The sequence below is a fragment of the Chryseobacterium endalhagicum genome, assembly GCF_016745235.1.
GTDB classification, from domain to species: domain Bacteria; phylum Bacteroidota; class Bacteroidia; order Flavobacteriales; family Weeksellaceae; genus Chryseobacterium; species Chryseobacterium endalhagicum.
Map to the genome: position 1 here is coordinate 201,066 of NZ_JAELVM010000001.1, position 26,550 is coordinate 227,615.

The 26,550-nt window shown below is 36.0% G+C and carries 24 protein-coding genes, 7 tRNA genes and 1 other RNA gene; 28 read left to right on the forward strand and 4 right to left on the reverse strand.

Annotated features, from left to right (window positions below; genetic code table 11):
• Positions 1-3: 3 nt before the first annotated feature.
• Together fabF and JET18_RS00810 are read right to left on the reverse strand one after the other, a co-directional pair.
• On the reverse strand, positions 4-1,248 hold the full coding sequence (fabF, locus tag JET18_RS00805; RefSeq protein ID WP_202088489.1) for a beta-ketoacyl-ACP synthase II: 1,245 nt from the start codon (positions 1,246-1,248) through the stop codon (positions 4-6).
• A gap of 34 nt (positions 1,249-1,282) precedes the next feature.
• Positions 1,283-1,522 carry an acyl carrier protein gene (locus JET18_RS00810; protein ID WP_002976354.1) on the reverse strand — a complete coding sequence of 80 codons (240 nt, stop codon included), beginning with the start codon at positions 1,520-1,522 and terminating at the stop codon, positions 1,283-1,285.
• Between the two features lie 357 nt (positions 1,523-1,879).
• Here JET18_RS00810 and JET18_RS00815 point away from each other — a divergent pair, with 357 nt between their 5' ends.
• From JET18_RS00815 to JET18_RS00900, 18 genes are all read left to right on the forward strand, one after another.
• Positions 1,880-3,295, forward strand: a complete 1,416-nt coding sequence (locus JET18_RS00815) for an aldehyde dehydrogenase family protein (protein WP_202088491.1) — start codon at positions 1,880-1,882, stop codon at positions 3,293-3,295.
• A 68-nt stretch (positions 3,296-3,363) separates the two neighbouring features.
• Positions 3,364-4,158: a helix-turn-helix domain-containing protein gene (locus JET18_RS00820; protein WP_202088493.1), complete on the forward strand. Its 795-nt coding sequence runs from the start codon at positions 3,364-3,366 to the stop codon at positions 4,156-4,158.
• 409 nt (positions 4,159-4,567) lie between these two features.
• A complete protein-coding gene (locus tag JET18_RS00825) occupies positions 4,568-4,858 on the forward strand; it encodes a hypothetical protein (RefSeq protein ID WP_202088495.1) in 291 nt (96 codons plus the stop codon).
• Between the two features lie 14 nt (positions 4,859-4,872).
• Positions 4,873-5,688 (forward strand): hypothetical protein, encoded by an 816-nt coding sequence (locus JET18_RS00830; protein WP_202088497.1) that lies wholly within the window; start codon positions 4,873-4,875, stop codon positions 5,686-5,688.
• A gap of 132 nt (positions 5,689-5,820) precedes the next feature.
• Entirely contained in the window at positions 5,821-6,240 is a 420-nt protein-coding gene (locus JET18_RS00835; RefSeq protein ID WP_202088499.1) for a transposase, read from the forward strand.
• A gap of 30 nt (positions 6,241-6,270) precedes the next feature.
• Entirely contained in the window at positions 6,271-6,570 is a 300-nt protein-coding gene (locus JET18_RS00840) for a helix-turn-helix domain-containing protein (RefSeq protein ID WP_202088501.1), read from the forward strand.
• A 25-nt stretch (positions 6,571-6,595) separates the two neighbouring features.
• Positions 6,596-6,871: a hypothetical protein gene (locus JET18_RS00845; RefSeq protein WP_202088503.1), complete on the forward strand. Its 276-nt coding sequence runs from the start codon at positions 6,596-6,598 to the stop codon at positions 6,869-6,871.
• A 300-nt stretch (positions 6,872-7,171) separates the two neighbouring features.
• Positions 7,172-7,963: a helix-turn-helix transcriptional regulator gene (locus JET18_RS00850; RefSeq protein ID WP_202088508.1), complete on the forward strand. Its 792-nt coding sequence runs from the start codon at positions 7,172-7,174 to the stop codon at positions 7,961-7,963.
• Positions 7,964-8,124: 161 nt separating this feature from the next.
• Positions 8,125-8,919, forward strand: a complete 795-nt coding sequence (locus JET18_RS00855) for a LuxR C-terminal-related transcriptional regulator (RefSeq protein WP_202088511.1) — start codon at positions 8,125-8,127, stop codon at positions 8,917-8,919.
• Positions 8,920-9,210: 291 nt separating this feature from the next.
• The gene (locus JET18_RS00860) at positions 9,211-10,533 is read left to right on the forward strand and encodes a tyrosine-type recombinase/integrase (protein WP_202088515.1); all 1,323 of its coding nucleotides are present in this window, start codon (positions 9,211-9,213) and stop codon (positions 10,531-10,533) included.
• Between the two features lie 33 nt (positions 10,534-10,566).
• Positions 10,567-11,367: a hypothetical protein gene (locus JET18_RS00865; protein WP_202088517.1), complete on the forward strand. Its 801-nt coding sequence runs from the start codon at positions 10,567-10,569 to the stop codon at positions 11,365-11,367.
• 102 nt (positions 11,368-11,469) lie between these two features.
• Entirely contained in the window at positions 11,470-11,748 is a 279-nt protein-coding gene (locus tag JET18_RS00870; RefSeq protein ID WP_202088519.1) for a helix-turn-helix transcriptional regulator, read from the forward strand.
• Between the two features lie 510 nt (positions 11,749-12,258).
• Positions 12,259-13,521 (forward strand): hypothetical protein, encoded by a 1,263-nt coding sequence (locus JET18_RS00875; protein WP_202088521.1) that lies wholly within the window; start codon positions 12,259-12,261, stop codon positions 13,519-13,521.
• A 118-nt stretch (positions 13,522-13,639) separates the two neighbouring features.
• Entirely contained in the window at positions 13,640-14,380 is a 741-nt protein-coding gene (locus JET18_RS00880; protein WP_202088523.1) for a hypothetical protein, read from the forward strand.
• Between the two features lie 391 nt (positions 14,381-14,771).
• Positions 14,772-15,347, forward strand: a complete 576-nt coding sequence (locus JET18_RS00885; protein WP_202088524.1) for a hypothetical protein — start codon at positions 14,772-14,774, stop codon at positions 15,345-15,347.
• A gap of 121 nt (positions 15,348-15,468) precedes the next feature.
• Complete coding sequence (locus JET18_RS00890; RefSeq protein WP_202088525.1) at positions 15,469-16,065, forward strand: hypothetical protein; 597 nt, start codon at positions 15,469-15,471, stop codon at positions 16,063-16,065.
• Between the two features lie 544 nt (positions 16,066-16,609).
• The gene (locus tag JET18_RS00895; protein ID WP_202088526.1) at positions 16,610-18,250 is read left to right on the forward strand and encodes a hypothetical protein; all 1,641 of its coding nucleotides are present in this window, start codon (positions 16,610-16,612) and stop codon (positions 18,248-18,250) included.
• A gap of 17 nt (positions 18,251-18,267) precedes the next feature.
• Complete coding sequence (locus JET18_RS00900; protein ID WP_202088527.1) at positions 18,268-18,762, forward strand: hypothetical protein; 495 nt, start codon at positions 18,268-18,270, stop codon at positions 18,760-18,762.
• 438 nt (positions 18,763-19,200) lie between these two features.
• On the opposite strand, the gene ssrA is transcribed toward JET18_RS00900, so the two are convergent.
• Both ssrA and JET18_RS00910 read right to left on the reverse strand, forming a co-directional pair.
• Positions 19,201-19,599, reverse strand: a transfer-messenger RNA (tmRNA) gene (gene ssrA / locus JET18_RS00905).
• Positions 19,600-19,749: 150 nt separating this feature from the next.
• On the reverse strand, positions 19,750-23,583 hold the full coding sequence (locus tag JET18_RS00910; RefSeq protein ID WP_202088533.1) for a T9SS type B sorting domain-containing protein: 3,834 nt from the start codon (positions 23,581-23,583) through the stop codon (positions 19,750-19,752).
• A gap of 402 nt (positions 23,584-23,985) precedes the next feature.
• Between JET18_RS00910 and rpsU the strand changes: the two genes are divergently transcribed.
• From rpsU to JET18_RS00960, 10 genes are all read left to right on the forward strand, one after another.
• Positions 23,986-24,183 carry a 30S ribosomal protein S21 gene (rpsU, locus tag JET18_RS00915; RefSeq protein ID WP_202088535.1) on the forward strand — a complete coding sequence of 66 codons (198 nt, stop codon included), beginning with the start codon at positions 23,986-23,988 and terminating at the stop codon, positions 24,181-24,183.
• An 82-nt stretch (positions 24,184-24,265) separates the two neighbouring features.
• Complete coding sequence (locus JET18_RS00920; RefSeq protein WP_202088537.1) at positions 24,266-25,153, forward strand: tyrosine-type recombinase/integrase; 888 nt, start codon at positions 24,266-24,268, stop codon at positions 25,151-25,153.
• Positions 25,150-25,440, forward strand: coding sequence for an HPF/RaiA family ribosome-associated protein (locus JET18_RS00925; RefSeq protein WP_202088538.1), 291 nt, complete (start codon positions 25,150-25,152; stop codon positions 25,438-25,440). Before JET18_RS00920 ends, JET18_RS00925 begins: the two co-directional genes overlap by 4 nt.
• A 109-nt stretch (positions 25,441-25,549) precedes the next feature.
• A tRNA-Thr gene (locus tag JET18_RS00930) sits at positions 25,550-25,623 on the forward strand.
• A 19-nt stretch (positions 25,624-25,642) separates the two neighbouring features.
• A tRNA-Tyr gene (locus tag JET18_RS00935) sits at positions 25,643-25,723 on the forward strand.
• A gap of 85 nt (positions 25,724-25,808) precedes the next feature.
• Positions 25,809-25,881, forward strand: a tRNA-Gly gene (locus JET18_RS00940).
• Between the two features lie 95 nt (positions 25,882-25,976).
• A tRNA-Thr gene (locus JET18_RS00945) sits at positions 25,977-26,050 on the forward strand.
• Between the two features lie 21 nt (positions 26,051-26,071).
• Positions 26,072-26,152: transfer RNA gene (locus tag JET18_RS00950), tRNA-Tyr, on the forward strand.
• Positions 26,153-26,237: 85 nt separating this feature from the next.
• Positions 26,238-26,310, forward strand: a tRNA-Gly gene (locus JET18_RS00955).
• Positions 26,311-26,352: 42 nt separating this feature from the next.
• A tRNA-Thr gene (locus JET18_RS00960) sits at positions 26,353-26,424 on the forward strand.
• Positions 26,425-26,550 lie beyond the last annotated feature (126 nt).

Genomic DNA, 26,550 nt, shown 5'->3' on the forward strand with positions numbered 1-26,550 from the left:
AATTTAGATTTTCTTAAATAGAACGCAGGCGTTGTGCCCGCCAAATCCAAAAGTATTGCTCATGGCTACTTTTACATCTTTCTTCACAGCGTCGTTGAATGTGAAATTCAGTCGGCTGTCAATGTTTTCATCATCAGTAAAATGGTTGATGGTAGGCGGAACGATACCATGAATAATAGTTCCTAATGCAGCGATAGCTTCAATAACTCCGGCAGCTCCCAGAAGGTGCCCGGTCATTGATTTTGTAGAATTGATCTGAATGTCAAAAGCGTGCTCGCCTAATAATTTCGAAATTGCGTTGGATTCTGCAATATCTCCTAATGGAGTAGAGGTACCATGCATGTTGATATGGTCTACTTCATCAGCAGTTAAGCCTGCATCTTCCAGACAGTTTTTCATTACCAGATAAGCGCCAAGGCCTTCAGGATGTGGGGCAGTCATATGGTGTGCATCTGCACTCATACCGCCACCCAGCAATTCTGCATAAATGGTAGCGCCACGTTTTACCGCGTGCTCGTATTCTTCAAGGATGATACACCCTGCTCCTTCGCCCAGTACAAAGCCATCTCTGTCTTTATCAAAAGGTCTTGAAGCGGTTTTAGGATCATCATTTCTTGTAGAAAGTGCCATCATCGCATTAAATCCACCGACACCACTTGCTGTAACGGCTGCTTCAGAGCCTCCGCATACAATCACGTCAGCTTTTCCAAGCTGGATAATCATCTTAGAATCTATCAGAGCGTTGGCTGAAGAGGCACAGGCTGATACCGTAGTATAATTCGGCCCGTGGAAGCCATACTCTATGGAGATATGTCCTGGAGTGATATCCGCAATCATTTTAGGAATAAAGAATGGGTTGAATCTCGGAATTTCCGTATTGGCCCATCCTAAAACTTCAGTTTCGAATGTTTCTAAACCTCCGATTCCTGAACCCCAGATTACCCCGACTCTGTTTTTATCCACATTGTCTTCAATAATTCCGGAGTGTGCTACCGCTTCTCTTGCGGCTACAAGCCCAAGCTGCGTATTCCGGTCCATTTTCTTTGCTTCTTTCTTATCGAAATGCTGCAACGGATCGAAACCCTTCACTTCACAAGCGAACTTTGTTTTAAAGTTTGTGGCATCAAAAAGAGTAATCGGAGCAGCACCGCTCTCACCTTTAAGAAGATTTTCCCAGTATTCTTTTGCATTATTTCCAATCGGTGTTATTGCGCCAAAACCGGTTACAACTACTCTTTTTAATTCCATAAACTTTTAAAATTTTCTTTTTTGTTGAAGAATATTATTTATTTACTACTTCTTCGATGTAAGCGATAGCGTGACCTACAGTAGTAATTTTTTCAGCCTGATCATCAGGGATTTGAATATTGAATTCTTTTTCAAATTCCATGATTAACTCAACTGTATCCAATGAGTCAGCTCCTAAATCGTTAGTGAAGCTAGCTTCAGGAGTTACTTCTGTTTCTTCAACGTCAAGCTTATCAGCGATGATAGCTTTTACTCTTGATGCAATGTCTGACATAGTAAATTATTTTTTTAATTGTTAGATGGTGCAAATATATAAAATTCTTCACGATAAAACATTTTTTTAGTCTTTTTTGTGGGTAGACTATCCTGATTTTGGCATGAAAAGTTTTAGTGTTTTAATTTTCAGGCATTTATGTTGAGCAGATAAATCATATCCAAATTGATCGCTCTGAGCTGTTTAATCGGTTGATCTGATATTATGATAAATGATCGGTTGAAATCTGAATCAATACTCTTTTGAAATACGCTGTGTATTTTCTGAGCTTTTTAACAAAGTTGAATTGAGCTGTCTGGCAAAACACTTCGTCTGAAATTGCCTGAACTTTGTCTCATGCAATTAAAACAAAAAAATATGAAACGTATAGACACCGCTTATATTGACGGAAAATTTACAGCACTGCATGGGACAGAAATCTTTGATCTTATTAATCCTTCCAATCATGAGAAAATAGGGGAAGTGGTTTTAGGAGACAAAACGGATACGCAAAAAGCAATTGCTGCTGCTAAAACAGCTTTTAAAACATTCTCCAAAACAACAGTGGAAGAGCGTATTGAAATTCTTGGAAATTTAAAAAGAGCTGTAGAAAAGAGAGAAAACGAACTGATCGAAACTATGATTCTGGAATATGGTGGAACCCGGCAGTTCTGTACCATGAGCTTTCAGAATATGCTGGGCTCTTTTGAACATATGATAGAAACGTTACGCCATTTCGGGTTTGAAAGAAAAGCGGGAAAGACCCTTGTGCAAATGACCTCTGTAGGAGTGGTAGGTATTATCACGCCCTGGAATTCCAGCAACAGTTTTATCTGTAATAAATTTGCCACAGCAGTTGCTGCCGGATGTACGGTTGTGGTAAAACCTAGTGAAATGAGCGCTCTTCAGACTCAGCTTATTATAGAATGCTTTCATGAAGCGGGTCTGCCGGATGGAGTTTTCAACGTAGTCAACGGATTGGGAAGCGTAGTTGGTCATGAAATCGTCAGTCATCCGGATGTTGCTAAAATATCTTTTACAGGCTCTACCCATACAGGAAAAATGATTGCTAAAGGAGCTGTAGACAGCATGAAAAGAGTAACGCTGGAGCTTGGCGGGAAATCGCCTAATATTATTCTGGAAGACGCAGATTTTAAGAAAGCCATTCCCCAGGCGGTTTTCGGGGCTTATATGAACAGCGGGCAGGCGTGTATTGCTCCAACCCGTTTGCTGGTGCCTCAATCTAAGCTGGAAGAAGTGAATCAGCTTGTGAAAGAAACAGTTCTTCAGGTTGTTGTAGGAAATCCTGCGGATGAAAATACCCACGTTGGACCTATGGTTTCCGAAAAGCAGTATGAACGCGTGCAGAGCTATATTCAGCTTGGTTTAGATGAAGGAGCTGAATTATTAGCCGGTGGAACGGGTAAGCCCGAAGGCCTTGAAGATGGGAATTTCGTCAAAGCTACTGTTTTCACCAATGTACGGAACGATATGCGTATTGCACAGGAGGAGATTTTCGGGCCTGTACTTTCTATTATCACCTATCAGGATGAAGAAGACGCTGTTGCTATTGCCAATGATACCGAATACGGTCTGGCTGCTTATGTGACTTCTGCGGATGAAAGCCGTGCGTTGAAAGTGGCCTCTCAGATTGAAGCGGGAAGGGTGTGTGTGAATGGTTTTAAACATGATCCGCTGGCACCGTTCGGAGGATTCAAGCAATCGGGGGTTGGAAGGGAGTTTGGTACGTATGGTTTGGAAGAATATCTGGAACCGAAATCCATTTTGATTTAAACGAACAAAAATATTAAATTGAACAGTCAAGTCAGAAGCTTTTTTGACTTGACTTTAATATAACCAAAATGCCCGAAAGTATCAATTACATCAATTATTCCTGTTATTTCACCACGTTTCGTGAAGGTGAGCAGTTTGCGTCTTACAATTCGTTATCTATGGTGATTTCGGGAGAAATGGAGCTTAATGACGGTGTTCACAGGAGCGTGTTTCGCAGCGGCGATGTGTATCTGGTAAGGAAAAATCAGTTGCTGAAATTTCTGAAAAAGCCGGGTGAAGAAGCAGAATTTAAATCGTTGTCTATCCGGTTTGATGATGAAATGCTGAAACAGATGAGTACGGAAGAAAATTTTGTCCTTCAGGAACGGGTGAAAACGCCTGCTTATATTGAGCTGTCTGATGTGCCGCATCTGAAATACTTTATGGAATCTCTGCTGCAGTATCAGGATCTGCTGGAAAATAAATCTCCTGAACTGGCTCTGTTAAAGCAAAAGGAAGCCCTGATTCTTTTATTTGGGTACGATCCGCTGCTGAAAAATATTCTGTACGATATTTCTGATCCGTACAAAATAGATCTTGAGGGATTTATGCTCAGGAATTATCATTTTAATGTAAAACTCGACCGTTTTGCTTACCTCACCGGAAGAAGTCTGGCTACTTTTAAACGTGATTTTGATAAAATATTCAAAACTGCTCCGGGAAAATGGCTCCTTGAAAAAAGACTTCAGGAGGCCCGGTATCTTTTGGAGAAAGGGAGAAAAGCGTCTGATATTTATCTTGATCTGGGTTTTGAGGATCTTTCCCACTTTTCATTTGCCTTTAAGAAACAGTATGGCTTGCCGCCAAGTAAGCTGTCACTATAAAACAATCCGTTTTTGTATATCCTGATCAATTACAAGAGAATTTATTTAGATTCTCTTTTTTTGTGGAATAAAGCGGAATCTTTCATTCTTTTAATCTTGCAGCAAAAAATATTTTTACCGAAATCTCTTTTTGCTGATTCTTTAATTTTTCACCATGTGTTGAATGTGTGGCTGCTGCTAACACTGTCTTTCAGGTGAATTATAATAAATAAAAATGTCTTTTTATTAACATAATATTAAGAGTGAAAATGAAAAATGACAGATATCTGCTATATGTTTTGATTTTCCGGCCTACTAACTTTGTCCCCAGATACTTCCGATACAGTTCGGCTAAAAAAAACACAACCATTTTGCTCAATTAAATTACAGATCTTTTTAAAGAATTGTAATCAAATATAAATGAAAAACGATGAAAAAAATAATGATTTTGACAGGTACAGTATTATGCACTTCGTATTTTTTTGGACAGGTTGCCATTAATACTGAAACTCCGCATCCATCAAGTATTCTTACCGTGGCTCCAACAGATTTAAAGGGACAGTATAAGGGAACTCTTTTAAGCCCTATGACAACGAGCCAGATCAGCAATATACCCAGTCCGGCTAACGGCCTGATGGTGTATGATACTGAAAAAAGGTGTTTAAAAGTGAATAAAGGAACTCCGGCCGCATCCCGATGGGTGTGTATAAGAATTAAATAGCAAAAAATAAATGTATGAAAAAGAATAAATTAACTTCTATAATAGGTATAGCAGCGGGTATTATTTTATCAAAAGGGCAAGTCGGAATAGGCACTTCAGCACCTGATGCCTCTGCTAATCTGCATGTATCACCAACCAATACCTCCAATCAATATAAAGGAACTTTATTGGGGACAATGTCTACGGCCAACCGAAATTCTATTTCCCAGCCGGCAACAGGTCTGATGATTTATAATACAACGGATAATTGTCTGCAGGTAAATAATGGTACACCAGGTTCTCCCCGCTGGGAATGCCTGAGCGAAGAACCTAATCTTCCTTTCGGGACGATGACTTTTGGACGGTATAAACCTATCTACCCCGGGATTACCGCAAGTGTAATCTCTATACCTCCTCCTCAATATAGTTCTACCAATAATCAGTTGTATGGGGCTTATCCTGCCAATGGAAATTTTGCTTCGAATGATCTGTTCCGGATAGATGTGGGAAGAAGAACCGGAGATACTTATTCAGCCGTCCTATATAATGTTTCAGGAGAAAGAATTACGTTCAACTATAACAGTAATGCCTATCACAATCCTGTATTGGCTAGTAATATCAGTTTAAATAATAATCAGGGAAGATTTATAGACGGTGATAATATTACTTACTACAGAGAGGCGCAGAATTGCTATGTAACGGTCACTTCTCCGGCTAAATGGGCGGGAAGAAAGTTTTTAATAGGAGTGAATCTGTTTAAAGAGGACATTTCGAGCGTTATTGAATTGGGAGGGAATGCAGGCGGAAAGGAAAATCAATCTATGCTTACTTATATTTTTGAATTTAAATAACTGTTATTTGAGTTCTACATCATATAAAAGACACATTTTATATATTTTATTATGATTACAGGTCTTTTTTAAGGCTTGTAATCTAATAAGAAATATTCGATTCTATATTCAACAGCTTAAAATAGAGAATGAATGGATTTTAAAAATATACATATAGGCGGGATGATTCAGAAAAGAGTATTGGAATCCGGAATTGAAATACTCCGTATTTGTAAATTTCTTAAGTGTTCAGAAGATGAAATCAATATTATGTATACTTCAAAAAGTCTTGATTCGGAACTTATCCTGAGATGGAGTAAACTTTTGGAATATGATTTTTTTAGAATTTATACCCAGCATTTGATTTTATATGCTCCGGTATTGGTCAGAGAAACTGAGGTAAAACAAAAATCGGAACTGCCAAGATTCAGGAAGAACATTTATACAAAAGAAATTATTGATTTTATTTTAAGCCAGATAGAAAACGGGGAAAAAACCAGAGCTCAGGTGATTGAGGAGTACAGAATCCCGAAAACCACATTATACAAATGGCTTGGAAAATATAAACCGTAAGAGTACTTATCTTATAAATACAAAAGAGTCATGGAAAATAAAGAACCTGATTATGTGAGGATTTTTTCAGACATCATATCGAAAAAGTTTCCGGAAAAAAAATCCAGCTGCAAACATTTCCTGAAAAAGGAAAAGCTATCCTCGTTGGAGGTTATAGCCCTCAATCGTATTTTATTTCATGATGGTGAAATAAATAATGACCACCGGTCTTATGATCATGAAAGTATCACTCAGATATTGGAATATCAAAGAAAACACAGAATGACGAATACAGAAATAGCCTCAGTATTTAAATTAAGCAGGAATACTTTGGCTGCATGGAAAAAATAATTCAGGGAAAAACAAAACTTAACAAATGAAAAATATTTCTGGCATGGGTAATAAAAAATTTTACTTCAACAAAAAATATTATTTCTATGATAGAAATCAAAGCATCATCCTATCAGAAGACCAGCTGGTAGGAAAAAAGATGGATGATCTCGATGGTTTTTTCACCGATTTTAAAGTACGGAAAATACATCCAAAGGAATGTGTTTTTGTCCTGAAAAGATCATTTTTCGGAATATTCAAATTAAAACTGCATTTATATCTTACCGAAGATACGGTATATGATTATGCTATTCTCAATTAAACTTAACACTGCATCGGTATATTCTTTTATTCTTTCTATATTTTTTAGAGTTTGATTTAATTCCTTCTATCAATTTGTTTGGATACCGATGCTTTGTTTTATGCAGGATTTACAATCTGTAAGTGTTTTACGGATTCCTTTACAGTATGGGCAGTGTCTTTTTAAAGATAAACGCTCCTTCTTTAATCATTTCTTATAACCATTTAAACGCTTCATTATTTCTTTGAGGTTTTTCACGAATGCTCCTGTTGTATCCGGACAGGCATCATTGGCGTGCGTTAAATTAATATCTGTTATGTTATGAAAAAAAAGATTAATCCAATAGATGAAAAACAGTTCTATGATTATTTTGCGAATAACAGTGAGCTTCCTGAGGATTATTTTGATTTTTTTTCGGCTGCAATTAAAAAAGCTAAAAGCTTCTCTATAGGTCCCTATTTCTGGTTTATTACGAATAATACCAAAATGAGAACTGAGCGGATCAGTAAAAATATTGAGCAGTTTACCCCTTACAGCAAAAAAGAATGGATGAACTCAGATACTGAATTTTTTATCAATCTGTTTCATCCGCAGGATAGAGGTCATATCATGGCTGCGTTTGTATTTTCTGCTACTTTACGGATGCAGCTTCTAAGGGAAGGAAAAACCGAACTAAGATTTAATTACTACGGCAGGATGATCAACCGGGATGGGGATTATCGTTGGATTCTGCTTCAATCTCCTCTTCAGATTATTAGTCATTATGCAATAAAAGCTTCATTGGTTGTTATTTATGACCTCTCCCATTTTATTATTCAAAGTCTGCCGCTGCTTTCCATCATAGATTTTGCAGATAATGAAGTTCAGTATTTCAAGCATATTGATCAGCAAATGCATAAAATAGATACGGAAAAGCCTCATATTACGGAACGCGAAAAAGACGTTCTTAAGCTTATGGCACAAGGTTTCAATAGCCCGGAAATCGCGGCGAAGCTTTTTCTTTCTTATCATACGGTGGAAAACCATAAACGCAACCTCAGAAAAAAAACAAATACTAAGACTTCCGCAGAACTGATTGCTTATACGATGAGCCATAGTCTGCTTGTACTTTAGCAAACTTTCATGTATTAACCAAAACTTTAAACCCTTATTTCTAAAGTCATAGACTAAGGGGAATATGGACAGGAATTGCTATGGCTTATTAGTTTTCATTGGTATAATTATCGCTATAGATTTAATAATCGGCATGTATAATTTAATATCCATAAAATATTATGAAAAAAAGGATTAATCCAATGGATGAAAAGCAGTTTAACGATTATTTTAATGAGAAAAACGGTGAACTGCCTGAAAATTATTTTGATTTTTTTGATGATTCCATTCAAAATGCTAAAAGTTTTGCTATCGGGCCCTATTTGTGGTTTATTAATAATGGGACAAGAATGAAAACAGAACGGATCAGCGAAAATATTGAACAATTTACTCCTTTCAGCAAAGAAGAGTGGATGGATTCAGGGACCGAATTTTTTATTAATCTGTTTCATCCGCAAGACAGAGAGTATTTGATGGCTGCCTTTGTATTTTCCGCCAATGTCCGTTTACAGTTTCTAAGGGAAGGAAAAACCGATGTAACCTTCAATCATTACGGCAGAATGATTAACCGGAATGGAGAGTATCGCTGGATATTACTGCAATCTCCGATTCAGATTATTAATAATTTCGAAATAAAAGCTTCTATAGTCTTTATTTACGATCTTTCCCATTTCATTATTCAAAACCTGCCGCTACTTTCCATCATGGATTTTACGGATGATGAAGTTCAGTATTTCAAACATATTGACCAGCATCAGCTTAAAATAGATGTCGATAAACCTCATATTACCAATCGTGAAAAAGACGTCCTGAGGCTTATGGCACAGGGTTTCAACAGTCCGGAAATTGCAGAGAAACTTTTTCTCTCTTATCATACAGTGGAAAATCATAAACGTAACCTCAGAAGAAAAACAGATACAAAAACTTCCGCAGAGCTCATTGCTTATACGATGAATCATAGCCTGCTTGTACTTTGAGTAAATGATGTCAACTTAAAAATAAAAAAAACACTGTAGCTGTACAGTGTTTTTATTTTGATGGTGATAATCTTGGTGGAGTTGGAGGGACTATAAATAATTAATCAGTTTAAATTATACCGATTTTTTATTTTGCTCTATATTATATTAAATGACTGTTAATAAAGGGTTTTATGACTTTATTAAAAATTATGAAAGTTAAATAAATTAAGATACGGTTAATAATTACTGACTAAATACTGACTAACCACTGACTAAGTTGTATCTTTGTGTTGTTCAAAACTTACAGATATGGCTACTATCAAATTTATTCTACAGTCCAAAGGACAAAATGCACCCATCTATGCCCGTCTTTCAATTTCTGCCAAAGAATCATTTAAACGAAAAACCCGAGAAACAATAAACCCGGATCAGTGGAATCCAAAAACGGGAAAGCCTAAAAACATTCAGGCAGGAACAGAGGAAACTTTAAAAGAAATTGACAATCTAAAATTGAAACTAAAAGAAATTGAAAGTTTTATTTTGGAGCAATACCGGAAACGAAACGAAACCGAAATTATAAACGGTATTTGGTTAGAAGAGGTTTTAACAGCCAATTATAACGGTGGGCGAAAACTTTCACAGTTAGATTATTTGGATAATTATTTAGAATATTACAAAACTGATGTATTGCCATTTCGGACAAATAGGGGCAAACGAATAGCAGATGCCACTACGAAAAAACAAATAACCATTATCAATAAAATTAATGCATTTGTAAAGACAGGAAATCGACGGTTAAAAGTTTCTGACTGGAACGTTTCCGTATCAAATAAATTTGAGCAGTTTTTAGATGAGCAGGGAATAGCAAAAGGTACAATAGGACGTTATATTAAATATCCTAAAACGATTATTAACCATGCTAAAACTCTAAATATTGAAGTCAGTAAAAACATAGACGAAATTAAAGGTTACACCACAGAAACCCCGACCATTTTTTTAACAGAAAAGGAACTGCGAGATATACAGCAATTGACATTCTTAGAACCTCAACTGGAAACCGCAAAAGATTGGTTAATTATCGGATTTTATACCGGGCAAAGAGCGTCCGATTTACTGCAAATGACGCCCAAAATGTTTACAAATATCGACGGACATACATTTATTAATCTACATCAACAAAAGACTAAAAACGGGGTTTTAATTCCGATGCACGATGAGGTTAAAAAGATAATTGAGAAAAGGAACGGACAATTTCCGCCCGTTTTTTCTGCAAATATTGAAAGTGCGAAAACCATATTTAATAACCATTTACGAACCATAGCGAAAAAGGCAGAAATAAACCGTTTGGATTTCGGTAAAAAATTCGATCCAAAATCAAAACGATTTGTTTACGGTCAGTACCCGTTATGTGAAATTATTTCGTCCCACGTCTGCAGACGGAGTTTTGCGACGCACAATTATATTAAGGTTCCGACACCTATAATAATGGCAGTAACAGGTCATAAAACCGAAAAGGAATTTTTAAATTATATCGGTAAGGATTTTAACGACCAATCAAAAGAAATTCTTAATTATTGGAACCATCCCGGAACCGCCCCGGAATCACCTGAAAAAACTAAAACCGCTAATTAATATTATATTTGTTTAAACGTTCAAACCTCAGTAATGGAACTACCTATGTACCAAGCCTTAACCGAATTTCAAGATTGCTATTTAGATGCATTTGAAAAATTTCCCGAATTCACATTATTGGAATATTTGAGGGAATATAAAAAAAAATACGAACTTTTATCTCACGAGAATATGACGCTATTATCTAAGTATGGTGGTGAATTAATGACGATAGCCAATCATTATAACATGTATGGGAAAACTCTTGGTCTTACAAATATGTTACCTCCATACATAGTAAATGATCACGGGTTGTCATTAGGGCAAATTATCAGAGAAATAAGAGCGGGAAAAAAATTTGATGAGGAAGAGCAAAATAATTTAACAGATATATTTAAGAAATATGAAAACTGTAGAAATGAGTTAGGAAAACATGTAACTGTAAATGTTACTTTAGAGAGCATTATTTTCTTAATAAACGAGAAAATTGATAACGCTAAACAGGCATTTAGGGAAACTGATCGGAAACCAATTTATAGTGTACAAGATAATCCAGAAGTGGATTTTTCCGATAATTCAGACAAAGTAAAATTAATAATGTTAGAGAGATTAGGGATAATAAATTATATCAAAACCATTCAGACCAAACCCGATACAATTTCACACACGTCCGAAATACTTTCTGCAATTACTGGAATAGACAGCAAAACGCTAAATTCTTATTTATATCCGATGTTAAAACCATGTAGAGATGACGACGACAAAAATAGTCCTTATAAAAACCCTGAAAACTTGGAAAAGGCAGAAAGGGAATTAATAAAACTTAAAATTAAAAATATACATGCTAACCATTAAAAGTTAGCATTTTTTAATTTAAGTAAAATTTAGTATTACTAATTAATTACTAACAACATCTTCGTAACAGATTTAACGAAACAATTAAAATCTGTTATAAAAATGGAAACAATTAATTTTTATGGTGTAACACCTGCCGACCTGATTCGGGAAATTGCAAACGAAGTAAAAAGTACTTTATTTGCCGACATTCTAAAAACCCTAACCGAAAACGAACCTAAAAGGTATTTGTCAGCTGATGAGGTTTGCCAAAGGTTTGCGGTAACAAAACCCACCATTCACGAATGGAGAAAACGGAAAATTCTAAAATCTTATAAATTAGGTTCCCGGGTTTATTACCGTTTGGATGAAATTGAAAACGCAATGATTATTAACGATTAATATTTATTGCCATGGAAAAGACGTTCACACCGGATCATTACAAATTAACGTGCATACTTGACGAGGTTAAAAAAACATTTAGACAATACAAGCTAAATTCTGCAGACCGCCCTGACCTATTGCCGGAGTTAGTCCGTACGCAAAAGAATAACGGTTATAATTCCATAACGGGAGCCGAAAACCTTTTGATTATACGGAATGCGTCCAACTGGACGAAATGCACTCTAATTGGATTACGACCCACGGGAATACCTAATTTCTACTATTCAGATTTGCCCGTAAAAGGTGTAAAATCTTTAATAGTGGTATTTGTTCCTGACAACGAGAAAACGATGGTTTTAAGGGTATACAAACAATTCTATCCACATTTAGCAATTGACCGCCACAGGATAATAAATTCGATCATTCAGAAATTTTAAATAAAAAAGGGAGCGCAAAAAAACTGCATTCCCTTTAGGCGTTCAAACCTTACAAATAGTAACTATTTGAACCGTAAAGATAGTAAAAATAATGCTGGATTATATCAAAATAATAATAGTTGATACACTGCAAATAAATGAGGTTTGGAACCATTCAGACCTTATTTATCACAGTGAACATACCTATTTAAATAAGTCTGACGGCACTTTAAAAAAAGTAGGAAAAAAGTCTTATTTAAACCTAAATTTCACACGATACGAAAACCGGTTAGAGATAGACGGGAGTTTGCACAAATTATTTAATACAGGATTGCACAACGCTAACGATTTTACAGTTACAGACTGCATTAATACGATTAACAAATTTTGTATGCAATTCGGAGTTGATCCGGAACTTTGCAACGTCATAGGGTTAGAATTTGGAATTAACGTGACCGCCCCGAACAATGTTTCTGATTTGGTTAAATGGTTAAGATTTCACCACCGGAAACAATTTGTAAAATTCCCGAAGTTAGAACAGTGTTATTTTGCCGGTACTGATTATTTCGGGGTTAAGGCATACAATAAAACACTACAGTTTCCGCAATATGCAGAGCCAAATATATTTCGGTTTGAGGGCAAAACCCGTCAATCCAAATATTTAGTTTTAAAAGGAATAAAGACATTAAAAGATTTGACTGATCCGACAATTTTCAGACTGTTGTCAGATGTCATTTTAGCGGAGTGGGGAAACGTATTAATATTTGATAAACGAACGAAAAAAGGCGTTAAATTTTGTAACACTGATTTTTGGCTGGAAATTCTCGAAAGTAACCACCGGAACACCTTTATAAAGTCGAAGAAAAGATATTATAAATTATTAGGAAGAAACGGTCTGCAAAACCTTATCTACACGGTAATAGATGAGAAATTGAAACTATTAAATGAGTGTGCAAATTCTACGATTTCAGAACTGGGTAAACTTATAAAACCTGAAACCACAAATGGAGTAAAACCGCAAAAAATCGGTGTGCATATTCCAACTATAGTAAAGGTGGAAAACAACCGACAGCCGGAACCCACAGTTTACCGTATTTGTTTAGTAACTGGATTAGATATTTCTATGCAGAAAAAGGATAGTGTTTTTTTATGTATTGCTGGTTTGAAATATTACCGAGAAAATGAACCTGCTAAATATAACTTGGTTGAAAGGCAATATTTAACCAAAAAAACAAAACCTTTGAAATGGGAAGAGCAATTGTATTATATTTCGCACAATATCCGAAATGCCTACACAAACAAAATACACAATCAGAAGAGTTTTGAAAAAAGAAACTACAGCCCGAATCAGCTACAGTTTAATTTTAGAACCTAACAAAAGTTAACATTCTGAAAGTTATTTATATATTTATATCTGTATTAACTAGCTTACCTATATGATAAACTTTGTTTTCGGAGGTCCAAATATCAATGTCAAATTTGATAAATTAAAAATGGACCAAAAACTTTTAAATTTCAATAAAAATTTAGAATGTCCTAACTGTAAATTTAGGTTCAATGATAATAACTTAAGTAAGTTTTCTTGCGGGAATTGTAGAGAGCAGATCTTTATTAGAAAGATCAATAATAAAAATTACTACATAACTAAGATACAAAATGAAGAGATTGGTAATATCAAAAAATCCTACGCTATCATAAATAAATATTATAATTCATTAATTATTTACGGTTATGAACAAGTACAACTTGAAAATGAGCTAGGTAAGCTAAATTGGCAGGATACACAAACAATTAAAGAATTTATTTGGTCTGCTCTTAATAATCTTACATTAATTAAAACAGAAGATATTTTTACTCGAAGTAATTTGTTTTTTACAATGGCAAGATATTCAATAGATGAAATGGACGGCAAAGGGGTTTACGAATATCAGAAGAAAGGTTTTGATTTAAGACTAAAAGATTATGCGAAAACATCATCGTCATTAGTTAATGATTTAGTGATAATAATAGCAAATCAAGACAATCCTATTTGTCGCATTGATAATAATAAGAAATTTCCTCTTCAAGAAATGATAAAAAATCCCTTATTACCACATATAAATACAGGAGATAAATATGGCTGTAAATGTATGTACGGTCGTACTGTTGAACGAGACAAAAAAGGACGTATAATATTTAACGATGAAGAGGAAATCCAGCGAGCAATTGATAATATGAAAAATAAAAATAAATAAATCGAACCTAACAAAAGTTAACATTTCATTTAACATAGCGGGAATCTTATTGACAATGAAATATATGATTTTGATCGAGAATTAAAAAAAGAGCGTGGAATTGATATTGAAAAATAAAATTTTTGAAAGTCTAAAACTTTAGTTAGATTTGCAATTCACATTTTAACGAAACAAAAGCGTTAGCATTTATTATACCTTGCGGAATCTGGTAAATTCAAAATTAGGTGTATTTAAATATGCGAATGCTCATGCCATAGGCGTGGGCTTTCCTATTTATTTACCTAATGGCTTACCAGGGCCTCGCAAGAAATAGATATGGTTAAGTCCCACGCTTTCTATAATTAATAAACTTTTCATATTGGGACTAAGTGAAATAGAAAAAATACAGCAAATGAAAATTTTTTTAACTCTATTTTTAATCGTCTTATCAACAATTTTAAAGGCACAAAATAATGAATTTACTATTACTGATGATGGCTTAACAAAATATGTTATCACTGAAATAAATGGCACTAATAAAGAAGCGGCATATAAAAAAGTAATAGACTGGGTAAATAGAGAATTTGATACTCCTAACAAAGTAATAAAAGGAATGATCGAGAATGAGTATATAAGGATTGAAGGTGTAAGTAATACAGCTATGAGACGCCCAGCGATTGGAGGGATTATTCTCTGGCCTATTAAATTTGAAATAGAAATATCATTAAAAGACAATAAATATAAATTTGAAATTATATCACTTCAAGAAGAAGATGCATTATTTCCTAAGTTTTCTTCGTCTCCTTTTACTAATTTGGATTTATCCAAACCCACAAAGTCAAGCGGATATAATTTTGTAAGAAAATCAAATGGCGAATTTAGAAATAGATATAAATACGTGTCGGATATTTCGGTTTATTTTAATAATTTAAATGGTAAATTAAAAGAGTACATATTAGGATCAAATAATAATAGTGATAATTGGTAAGCTTTGAATAATCATTAAAATCCGATGCAGGTTAAAAAGGATTAGGCAAAGAAAATTTAATGAAACGCTTGCTGTTTTCCTTAATAATTTAGGTTTCGAAAATTAGACGTAAATTTATTCTATGGGACGGTACGCAAATTTTCCATTAACGGTTGAAGACTTAAGATTTTTAGATCTTAAATTTTTATCTAAACATGACTATTTATCACCTAACTCTATACAATCAGGAGTTATAACATGGAGTAATAAAACAGGGGATAAAAACAGCATTTCTGTGTCTAGCATCATAGATAATGACGCCGGGGTCCTGACCTTGAATTATATTCTCAACAACGATGAAAAAATAAATTATCAAATACAGCTTGCCTCTAAAACCTCCAATCTAGGAAAAGGTTTAGTTTGGTTTTTTATCTGTCCCTTCACGGGTCGATATTGCCGTAAATTACATCTGATCAATGGTTATTTTCAACACAGAACAGCAAATCCTAATTTAATGTATGAAAAACAAATTGAGCCGAAAATATGGAGGGTATGGAATAAGACATTCGGAGCAGAATTCAATGACCATTTATATTTTGAACTGCATAAAAAATACTTCAAAAAATTTTATAATGGTAAAATAACTAAACGGTATGCCCGGATAAGAAAAAAATTAAATCAGAGAGATGAAGTAGATTTAAAAGAATTGGAGAAATTATTTTCCAAAGACTATGAATAATGATTATTACATTCTTGAAAATATTTTTATCTTCGTAGCAATAATTTCAACGAAAACAAAAGCGTAAGCTGTTATTTGGGTCAGAGAAAACCGCTAATTTTCCTCAAGCAAACCTTAAATGACAGACTTGCGCCTGTGTTCCTATACGGGTACGGGCGGGGTCTTTCTGGTTTGTGGGTTCTTAGCGGTACCTCTCTGACGGATTGACCTTTGCTCCGTACCTTTCTGTATTTTCTCATCATTTTATAATAATAGAAATTTACCAAAGATACTGGCTGGATATTATGTAATACGACATGTTTTGTCGCTGCTGCATGATACTTTTGTGTGTGACAAAGAAACAGGAACAACTTTAAACATTATTATTATGAAAGTACTTAACCGATCGCCTGTATAATTGCTAAACAGATGATTTTAAAGCATTGGAAATTAGCTACTAGCAAAAATCAAAGCTTATAGAATTGTCATAACAGCTTCATTTAATATCACATATTAGTGATAATGAAAATTTAATTATATTTAACACCTAAAAACCAACAATTAAATGAGAAAAAAAATTATTCTCAGGCTGTTTTTTCTAACAGCCTTCATGGCCTTACTGTGGTCATGCCGTAGTGAAGATTTTGCAAAAAATGAAAGTGAATCTCAACGAAATAATGCAGATTTTTTCAAACATCAAGTTTCAAAATTCTCTAAAGACGCTCCAGATTATATTAGCATTCTTGAAAACTACAACAAAGAGAAGGACTTTCTTTCTACAATGAGTGATCAGAAAGGAATGCCTTTATGGGATAAGATGAAGGTGATAGCAAAAGAAACAGAAACAGGACTTATAATTCCTCTTTCTCATGATAATGAAAATATGAGTTCAATTATTTTTGTTTCTTTTGACTCCAAAAATACCGTGACTGGTATAAATAATTGTGATAACAATACTCTTCAAAATATTGTTTATGATGGAAAAATTGAACATGACATTCGCGAAGAGCTCCTTTATACTTTTATGTATATGGATAATCAGACATTTGGAAATGAATATTTCACAGCTATTCCAGAAGATTTATTCAAAGGCAAGAAGTATAATTTAAGATATGGAAGAATGAAGTTAAAAGACTTTGAAACTCCAGATATTTCAGGAAATGAAGCAAATAAAATTATTACTACTGAATCTTGTAGTAATTACTGGTCTTGCAAAAACCATGAGACTTGGAGTTCTTGTGATCACTGTGGCTTATGTTATATGACATCTTGTACAACAGTATTAATATATATACCAGAAGGACCTTCAGTTCCAGGTGGTGGAAATCCTGGAAATCCTGACAATGGCGGTGGCGGAGTCCCGGGCAGTGGCCCACCTCCTAAAGACCCTTGTAGAGTACCCGTTGAGAATGGCCCGTTTTATAAACTTCATAATCCTTGTGAAAACGGGAACCCAGATGATACTTTTGGAGAAGATCCATGCAAAATAGCAAAAGGACCAGTGAGTAATGTAAATAATATTATTCACGTATCCACTATAGCCAGTGAAGTAAAAGCCTTGGAATCACACGCCAAAAACAGTTTTACAGAATATGGAATGGCTGTTGTCAATGCCGGATCATCTATTATTGCACAAGATCCATATAGTAACAATGATCCTTCAAACCCCGGATCAGTAAACATTATTTATCCAACAATAGGTGATCCTCTTGTTGATGCGCATAGCCATCCAAGTCATGGCGCTGCACCTCCTTCTGTTAAGGATCTGTATGCTACGATTAATACGGCTCAAATATATCCTACATATTTAGGTTCTTTTGTTTTCGCACATAATGGTACAAAATATGCTTTTGTCATTACAAACAAGGAAAAAGCATTGTTATTTTTAGAAAATTATCCAATTTCTGAAAACACTACAAATGAAGGAAGAATTTTTAATACTAAAAGTGATTTAGGTACTGACTTTAATGAAATATACAAAAGCTTTATGTCAGGTAAATTTCCGGCGTATTCAGGAAGCGATCAAAATGACGGTATGGAATCAGCATATGCATATATATTGGAAAAATATGATGTGGGGATTAATTTAGCTAAGACAGATGCAGGTGGACAACTGAAACCACTTAAATCTGTTTCATTTAAACACACCATTCCCGCATCTGGTGGAAAAAAAGTAACAGCTTTTAAAGCTGAACCATGTCCTTAATTTTAAATCAAAATACTATGAAAGCAAAAATATTTATCGCACTATTCATTTTTTTATTATTTACTTTTTGTAAATCACAAACATCTGAGCCAGTGAGTTTAACTCAATATCCTAATTTATATAGTGAGACAATTTCTAAGATTAATAATATAATACCTACTAAATCTAGCTATTATGGTCAACCACTTTCTGTTTTTTTACAAGCCCTAGCACAGCAAAATTTAATTATAAAAGCATACGATCCGGGGCCTTATAATAATAAATTTTTAAAATTAATGTTCATTAATGACTCTGAAAGTTCGACAAAAATATGGAGGAACTTTTATGTAGAACCACATATTGAAATTACTTTCCAGCAGCCTTTCGATTTTCAACAGGCCAGTACAATATTAAATCAATATCATTGGTTCTGGAATTCAAATTCTGAAAATTTTTATAAAGATTTAATTATTGCAAAAATTGAGTTTTGGTATGTAAGTGGAATTTCAGATAGAGATGCCCCACCTAAGTAATCAATAGAATAGTAGTATAACTCCTCTAAAATTTTAGAGGAGTTTTTAATTTATTAGGTAACAACTAAAAGTTAGATTTACACTTGCTATTTCATTGTAAAATTATTTAATAACATATATTAAATTATAAGAGTTTCATTGAATGGTTGGGAAAATGTTGGGAAAAATTAAAAAACAAAAACCGTAATACTTTATATAATTGAGTATTACGGTTTACTATTGTGGTCCCAACTAGACTCAAGGAAGTAATTTTTAGAACTTGATAAACCTGACAATGAACTTAGCAAAACTTAGTTTATCAGATGCTGATAAATGCTAACAATTCAAATTCTCTGAAATTAAGGGAAATAGAAAAATTTGTTAAAAAATGATAGTTACTGACTAAATACTGACTAAAATAAAAATAACCGCCTGAAAAACAAACGGTTATAGCTAAATTGGTGGAGTTGGAGGGATTCGAACCCTCGTCCAAACAAGCAATACATAAGATTTCTACATGCTTATTCTACTATTGGTTTTCGACTGGAGGCAGAGAGCAGACACCCAACTTCCAGCTTATCTTCTGAAATTTTCGAGTTCCAGCCAAAGCATCTGAAACCTTATTCCCGCATTCCTATATCCCAGGATCAAACGCCGCAGAACAGAGCATTTGTGGAATATCTTGCTTCCTTACTATCTTCAGGAAAACGCTTGATCTACTATACTTCGATATTAAGCTGCAAGAGCGAACTCTTCGTTGCCAGTTAAAATTTTGTAGCAAGGGATTAAAGAGATCGCGCTACGGTTCTCTGCATGCTTACTTACCCATTGGTCTTGCTGTCGAAACCAGTCAACCCCATGAATAAAGTGAAGGCAAAGATAATGCTTTTTGTTCAAATACAGTTAATATCTCATATTGCTTTTTTAATTATGCTGTAGAGATTATATTTTGAACCCTTGAAATAATAAAACTGCCGGCAAAAAAAGCTGCCGGCAGGTGAAGATTGATTAATCTCTGTTTTTTAATAAGATCCATCCGGATATTTCTACCGGTTTTTTGGTGATCTTATCTTCCCAGAATAATCTATACCAATACGTGTCGGAAGGAAGTGGGCTGTCCAGATATCTTCCGTTCCATATCGGGGTTTTTGTACTGATTTTAAAAATAGTTTTTCCGTACTTGTCAAAAATACTACCCTGGAAATTACCATACTTGCTGATTTCGCTGAAATTGATCACGTCATTTCTGCCGTCATTATTGGGAGTGATCACATTGGACATGAAAAACGTGTAATAAGTTGCATTGGTTTCGCATAATGCACCTCTGTTTCTTACTTTAATAGGATATTGTGTATTTCTGAGCACATGGGTAAATATGTTGGATGACTGCCAGGTTACTCCTCCGTCTATCGAGTATTCTGCCGGAAGGTTTCCGCTGTTTTTGATATTGATGGTTAATGTATTGTCTTTATAGTCAATACTTAGAATTTCCGGAGTAACAATATATTTTACCGTAGCAGTAAACGTTTTTGAACAGACGCCATTGTTTATGGTGACTGAATAGGTTCCTGCAAGCTCTATATTGATGGTTTGGGTTGTTGCCCCCGTATTCCATAAGTAAGTGTAATTAGGTCCGGCTCCGGCATCCAGAATGGATTTATCACCTTTACAGATTTCAATATCTTTTAAGGTGGAAACTATTTCAGGAACCACTTTGATCGTTATCGTGGCAGATGTTTGAGCAGGGCATCCGTTAGAGCCTGTTCCTGTTACGGTATACGTTGTAGTTGTGGTGGGTGAAACCACTTGTGTATTTCCATTACCTGTAAGTCCGGTCCATGTATACGCAGCAGCTCCTGTTGCAGTAAGGATTACAGATTCCCCAAGACAGATGGTGGTTTTAGGAGCTGAAACGGTAATAGTCGGAGGTGTTGTATTTTTTATAACGGTTACCGAAGCTTGATTCACGCATCCGGAAGGGGTTGCGCTTGTGATGGTAAGGGTGTAAGTTCCTGCGTTATTCACCGTAGGAGTTAAAGTATTGGCTCCCGAAACAATAGTTCCTCCATTGGCAGCTGTCCATAGAAATGTAGCTCCAGGCTGATAAATAGAAGCTGTTGCGTTGAGGGTGACCTGTGGATTAACACAGGTAATCTGCTCAGGTGGTGCAATGTTTACTGTGATTGCATTATCCATCGCAACGATTACGGATTTTTGATACTGGCATCCGGAAGGTGTTGTTGCCGTAACGGTATACGTGCCGGGTACGGTAATCGTGTTGGTGGCTCCATTCACGCCATTTGACCATGTAAATGTATTTCCTGTGCCTTGTGAAGTGGCGGTTAATACCGTTGAAGATCCCTGGCAGAAACTAAGATTTCCTGAAACCTGCAGATTGGGATTGTTTTCTGCTGCAATTGTAATAGAAGCCGGAGTGCTTGAGCATAATCCGCTTGATCCTGTTAAAGTATACGTTCCGGGAGTTGTAATCGTGATAGATTGCGTTGTTGCGCCTGTGGACCACGTATTCCCTGTTGTATTGCTTGAAGTTAAAGTAACGCTTCCTCCATAGCAGATCGCTGTAGAAGATGCACTGATGGTTGGTACAGGATATTGCGTCACGGAAAGCTGCAGTTGAGCCACTTTGAAACAGGTTGCAGATTTTACCCGTACATAGATCGTAGCATTTCCCGAGTTATAAGCCGTAGGATTTGCAATGGTATTCGCATTTCCTGCAACCGCATCCGCTTGATTCACATAATAATCAAAACTTATCGCTGCGGTTGTACTGATATTAGGCTGTGATGAGGTAAGATCAAAAGTGGCGGTCGCTGTATTGGAACATTGGCTTAAGCTTGAGTTCTGTACAGCAGGAACAAGGCCCTGGGTCACTGTGACAGATTTCGTGTACTGACAGTTGGCAGGAGTTTTCATCGTAACCGTATAAGTTCCCGGAGCGGTTACCGTGATTGATGGTGTTGTAGCGCCTGTAGACCATGTGTAGGTGTTTCCCGTTCCCGATGAAGCGGCTGTAAGTTGTGTACTGGCTGAATCACATAAAAGCAAATTCCCTGTCACCGTTACATTGGGATCACTCTCCTTATTTATGGTGATTGAAACTGGACTACTGGTACAGCTTCCGCTTGTGTTGGTTAAAGTATAAGTACCTTCGGTTGTAATAGTGATTGATGGAGTTGTTGCACCGGTTGACCACGTATTCCCGGTGGTACTGCTCGATGTGAGCGTAACATTTCCTCCATAGCATATCGTAGGAGAGGATGCTGTGATGGTAGGTGTTGCAGATTGTGTAATATTTAATTGTAATTCTGTAATTTTAAAGCAGGTTGCTGATTTGACACGAACATAGATTGTTGTATTACCCGAGCTGTAAGCGGCAGGATTCGTAATGGTATTCCCGTTTCCTGCGACTGCGTCTGCCTGATTTACATAATAATCAAAACTTACATTGGCTGTTGAGCTGATAGCAGGCTGCGACGAGGTAAGATCGAAAATAGCAGTTGCCGTATTAGAACATTGGCTTAAACTTGAATTCTGAACAGCAGGGACAGTTCCCTGTGTTACCGTTGCTGTTTTTGTATACTGGCAGTTGGCTGGTGTTTTCACGGTAACTGTATATGTTCCCGGTGCCGTAACTGAAATTGTATTTCCCGTGGCTCCTGTGGACCAGGTGTAAGTATTTCCCGTTCCGGTAGAAGAAGCAGTAAGCTGCGTACTGGCCGATTCACAGAGTACTAAATTCCCGGTGATATTGACAGTAGGGTCAGTATCCTGAGTAATAGTAGTGGAAACCGGAGCGCTTGTACAGGTTCCGTTTGTTGTGGTTAAAGTATAGGTTCCTGGAGCTGTTACCGTGATAGATGATGTAGTGGCTCCCGTAGACCATGTGTTTCCTGTGGTCACATTGGAAGTTAAAGTTACACTTCCTCCCGGACATAAAACAAGGGCCGACGGTGTTATTGCGGCAGTAATACTTTTGTTTCTGAAAACAATGGCATTGGTCTGTTTACAGGCATTGATCGTGCTTCCCGGACTGTTCGGGTCATGGTAGTTAATGCTGTAATAATAAGTATTCGTAGTATTTACGGTAGCAGGGGAGGTGATTGGGTTCGTTCCGGTTGCTGCATTATTGGCACTGTTAAAATAAGTAACGGTGAAATTGGGGTTTCCGTTTAATATTCCAGCAGATAAAGAACTGAAATCGAAGGTGGCAGTCGTGCCACAGATTGGGATCTCGCGTGGTGAATTGGCGTTCGGGCCCGGTGTTCCCGGTGGTATAAACGGATTCGGAGCTGAAGATGTATTATTAAAAGGGGAAACAAAAGTAGCCGTTCCTCCCCATGTCAGATTAAAAGTATATACCGTAGTAGACCAGTTATCCAGATATAAATAATAAGTCTGTCCCGCAACCACATCCATATAACGGCAGTAAGGGTCGCTGAAGCCTCCCGGTGATGAGGTGTTGGTATTCGTCATATTCATTCCCGTGCTGGTAAGGTCTCCTGATGCATTACACCGGATCGGGCTTCCCAGGTTGGTGCAGCTTGCGTTAGGTCCGTAGATGGCCCAGTCGTAATCCACAGGTCCCGTAGGAACAAGATTAAATGTCAGGGTTCCGCTGGTTGCAATGGTGAATTTATACCATACGGAATGATGTTCCCCGGATAAGCATCCGCCGACATTTTCGTTGATGTTTCCAATTCCCGATGGCGTATAATTGATATTAGAGTTTCCACACACCGTAATGGCGGAATTACAGTCTTCCTGAGCAGAAATAAAAGTATAGGAGGTGAATAAAAATAAGAGGAGTAATTTTCTTACCATATTGAACAAAGGTATTTTATAAAGAAAAATTTGAAGAAAATAAAGTATGTTTTGTGTTAATAGAGCACTATCAGGGGAGTGTGGGGAAGAAATAGAGAAAAAAAGAAGATATTGCAAAAAGAGAATTCTTTCCCGTTGTTTTCATAGTGGTCTGGTTTTTAGAGTTTTAATCATCGCAAATCTAATTAAAATAAATTTATCATAAAGTATTTTCGTTATATTTTAAATAAAATCATGTTATTAGTTAAAATTATACGTTTTTAATGTTAAATTTAAGTTTAATATTAATGATTTGTTAATTTATTAAAATGAGATAATAGCCTGAAAAATATTTTTTAGATGGTATGACTTGCAGATTAATGAAAAAATGTTAACTTTGCAATCCAAAATGAGATGTAAAATATGTTAATAATTCCAGTAAAAGATGGGGAATCCATCGACAGAGCTTTAAAAAAATATAAAAGAAAATTTGATAAAACGGGTACAGTTCGTCAATTAAGATCTAGACAGCAGTTTATTAAGCCTTCTGTAACTTTAAGACAAGCTAGACTAAAAGCCGCTCACAAACAGAGAGGGCTTAGCAAGGAAGAGCAGGCTTAAGATTTTTCTTAACCACATATAAATTCACTTCTTAAATATTCGTATATTTGAGAGGTGAATTTTTGTTTTTATACCCTAAGTGATGTTGGATAAATATTTAGAATATTTACAGTTCGAAAAGAGGTATTCGCCTCATACCGTTACAAGCTACAAAAAAGACCTTGCAGATTTTTTACATTTCTATGCCAAAACAGAAGGTTCCGAGGACATTTCCAAAGCGGATAAAAAAGTGATCCGGAATTTCATCGTAGAACTCAGTGAAAATAATATTGCCAAAAGGAGCATCAACAGAAAACTATCAACACTCAGAAGTTTTTATTTATTTCTTTTAAAAATTGGCGAGATTAAAGTTTCTCCAGCCGAAAGTATTTCCTCCCTTAAGTTTTATGCTGAAAAACAGATTCCTATGTCTCAGGAAGAAATGCAGAACCTTAATGAGCGTGTTCTTTCCCAGGAGCATGATATCCTCGAAAAATGCATTATCGAAGTGCTGTACCAAACCGGGATGCGTAAAGCAGAGCTTTGTGGCCTGATGTTTGAGTATGTAAATATAGGCGGAAACGAGCTGAAGGTAATAGGGAAAGGAAATAAAGAACGTTTTATTCCCATCTCCAAGGACCTGTCGCATCTGCTGGAAAGTTATCTGGCTGTAAGGAAACCTGAGACCGAATATAAATCATATTTTTTTGTCAATAAAAAGGGTAAAAAACTCTCTGAAAAATTTGTTTATGTGGTAGTTAATAAGTACCTTAGTCTTGTAACAACGAAAGAAAAAAGAAGTCCTCACATCCTGCGGCATAGCTTTGCTACACACGTTTTGGATAATGGGGCGGAGATCTCCAAAGTAAAAAAAATATTAGGGCATTCCAGTCTTGCCAGTACTCAAGTCTATACGAATGCTAATATTGAACAATTGAAAAAAGTGTTTAATCAGGCTCACCCTCGAGCATCTAAAAAAGAAGAATTATGAAGATCACAGTTCAATCAATTGGTTTAACTCCACACGAACCATTAGAATCACACATTGACAAAAAAGTAAGCAAATTGGAAACCTTTTATGATAAAATTCATGAGTGCAAGGTGTTCCTGAAAGTTGAAAATAACGCGGATAAGAATAATAAAACAGCCGAACTTATTTTAGGCGTTCCGGGCGATGATATCGTTGTAAAAAAGACTTCCGGAACTTTTGAAGAAAGTTTAGACCTTTGCGTTGATACCGCTAAAAAGCTATTAATCAAGAAAAAAGAAATGGCTTAGGAAAAAAAGTCAAAAAAAGTTATAGAAAAGTTTGAGAATTCAAAAAATCCGTTCTATATTTGCACTCGCAAAAAGGGAACAGCGATCTTTTGAATTCTTTTTTATATTTGCCTCCATAGCTCAGTTGGCCAGAGCACGTGATTTGTAATCTCGGGGTCGTGGGTTCGAATCCCTCTGGAGGCTCTTTTTAATATAAACATGAGGGGAGATTCCAGAGTGGCTAAATGGGACTGACTGTAACTCAGTTGCTTCGGCTTCGTAGGTTCGAATCCTGCTCTCCCCACATTTTATATTAGATTAAAACTTGTGTGTTTAAAGGATTTTTCCTAGATTTGCACAGCGTTACCAATAATTTTGGAAACAAAATTGCGGAAGTAGCTCAGTTGGTAGAGCGTCAGCCTTCCAAGCTGAATGTCGCGGGTTCGACCCCCGTCTTCCGCTCAAAAAGTTTCACTCTGTCTGAGGGTGATTTTTTTTTCACTGCTGAAAAACGTAGAGTAGATTTTCTCTAAAGTTTCAGACTACAATTTAAAATTGCCTCCATAGCTCAGTTGGCCAGAGCACGTGATTTGTAATCTCGGGGTCGTGGGTTCGAATCCCTCTGGAGGCTCAATTTTAATATAAAACATGAGGGGAGATTCCAGAGTGGCTAAATGGGACTGACTGTAACTCAGTTGCTTCGGCTTCGTAGGTTCGAATCCTGCTCTCCCCACATTTTATATTAAATTTAAATTTGTGTATTTAAAGGAATTTTCCTAGATTTGCACAGCGTTACCAATAATTTTGGAAACAAAATTGCGGAAGTAGCTCAGTTGGTAGAGCGTCAGCCTTCCAAGCTGAATGTCGCGGGTTCGACCCCCGTCTTCCGCTCAAGAAAAATCATGCTGCTCAGTGTGATTTTTTTGGTTCAATGCCGACTTAGCTCAGCGGTAGAGTGCTTCCTTGGTAAGGAAGAGGTCACGGGTTCAAGTCCCGTAGTTGGCTCACCAGATTTCCCGGATATTATTCGGGATTTTTTTTTTGCCCTCAATTCAAGTAAATTACTGGAAAAGGAATAAGAAAAATAGTCTTTGGGTTGATACTCTGATGTCGTTTTAAACATTTTAATAA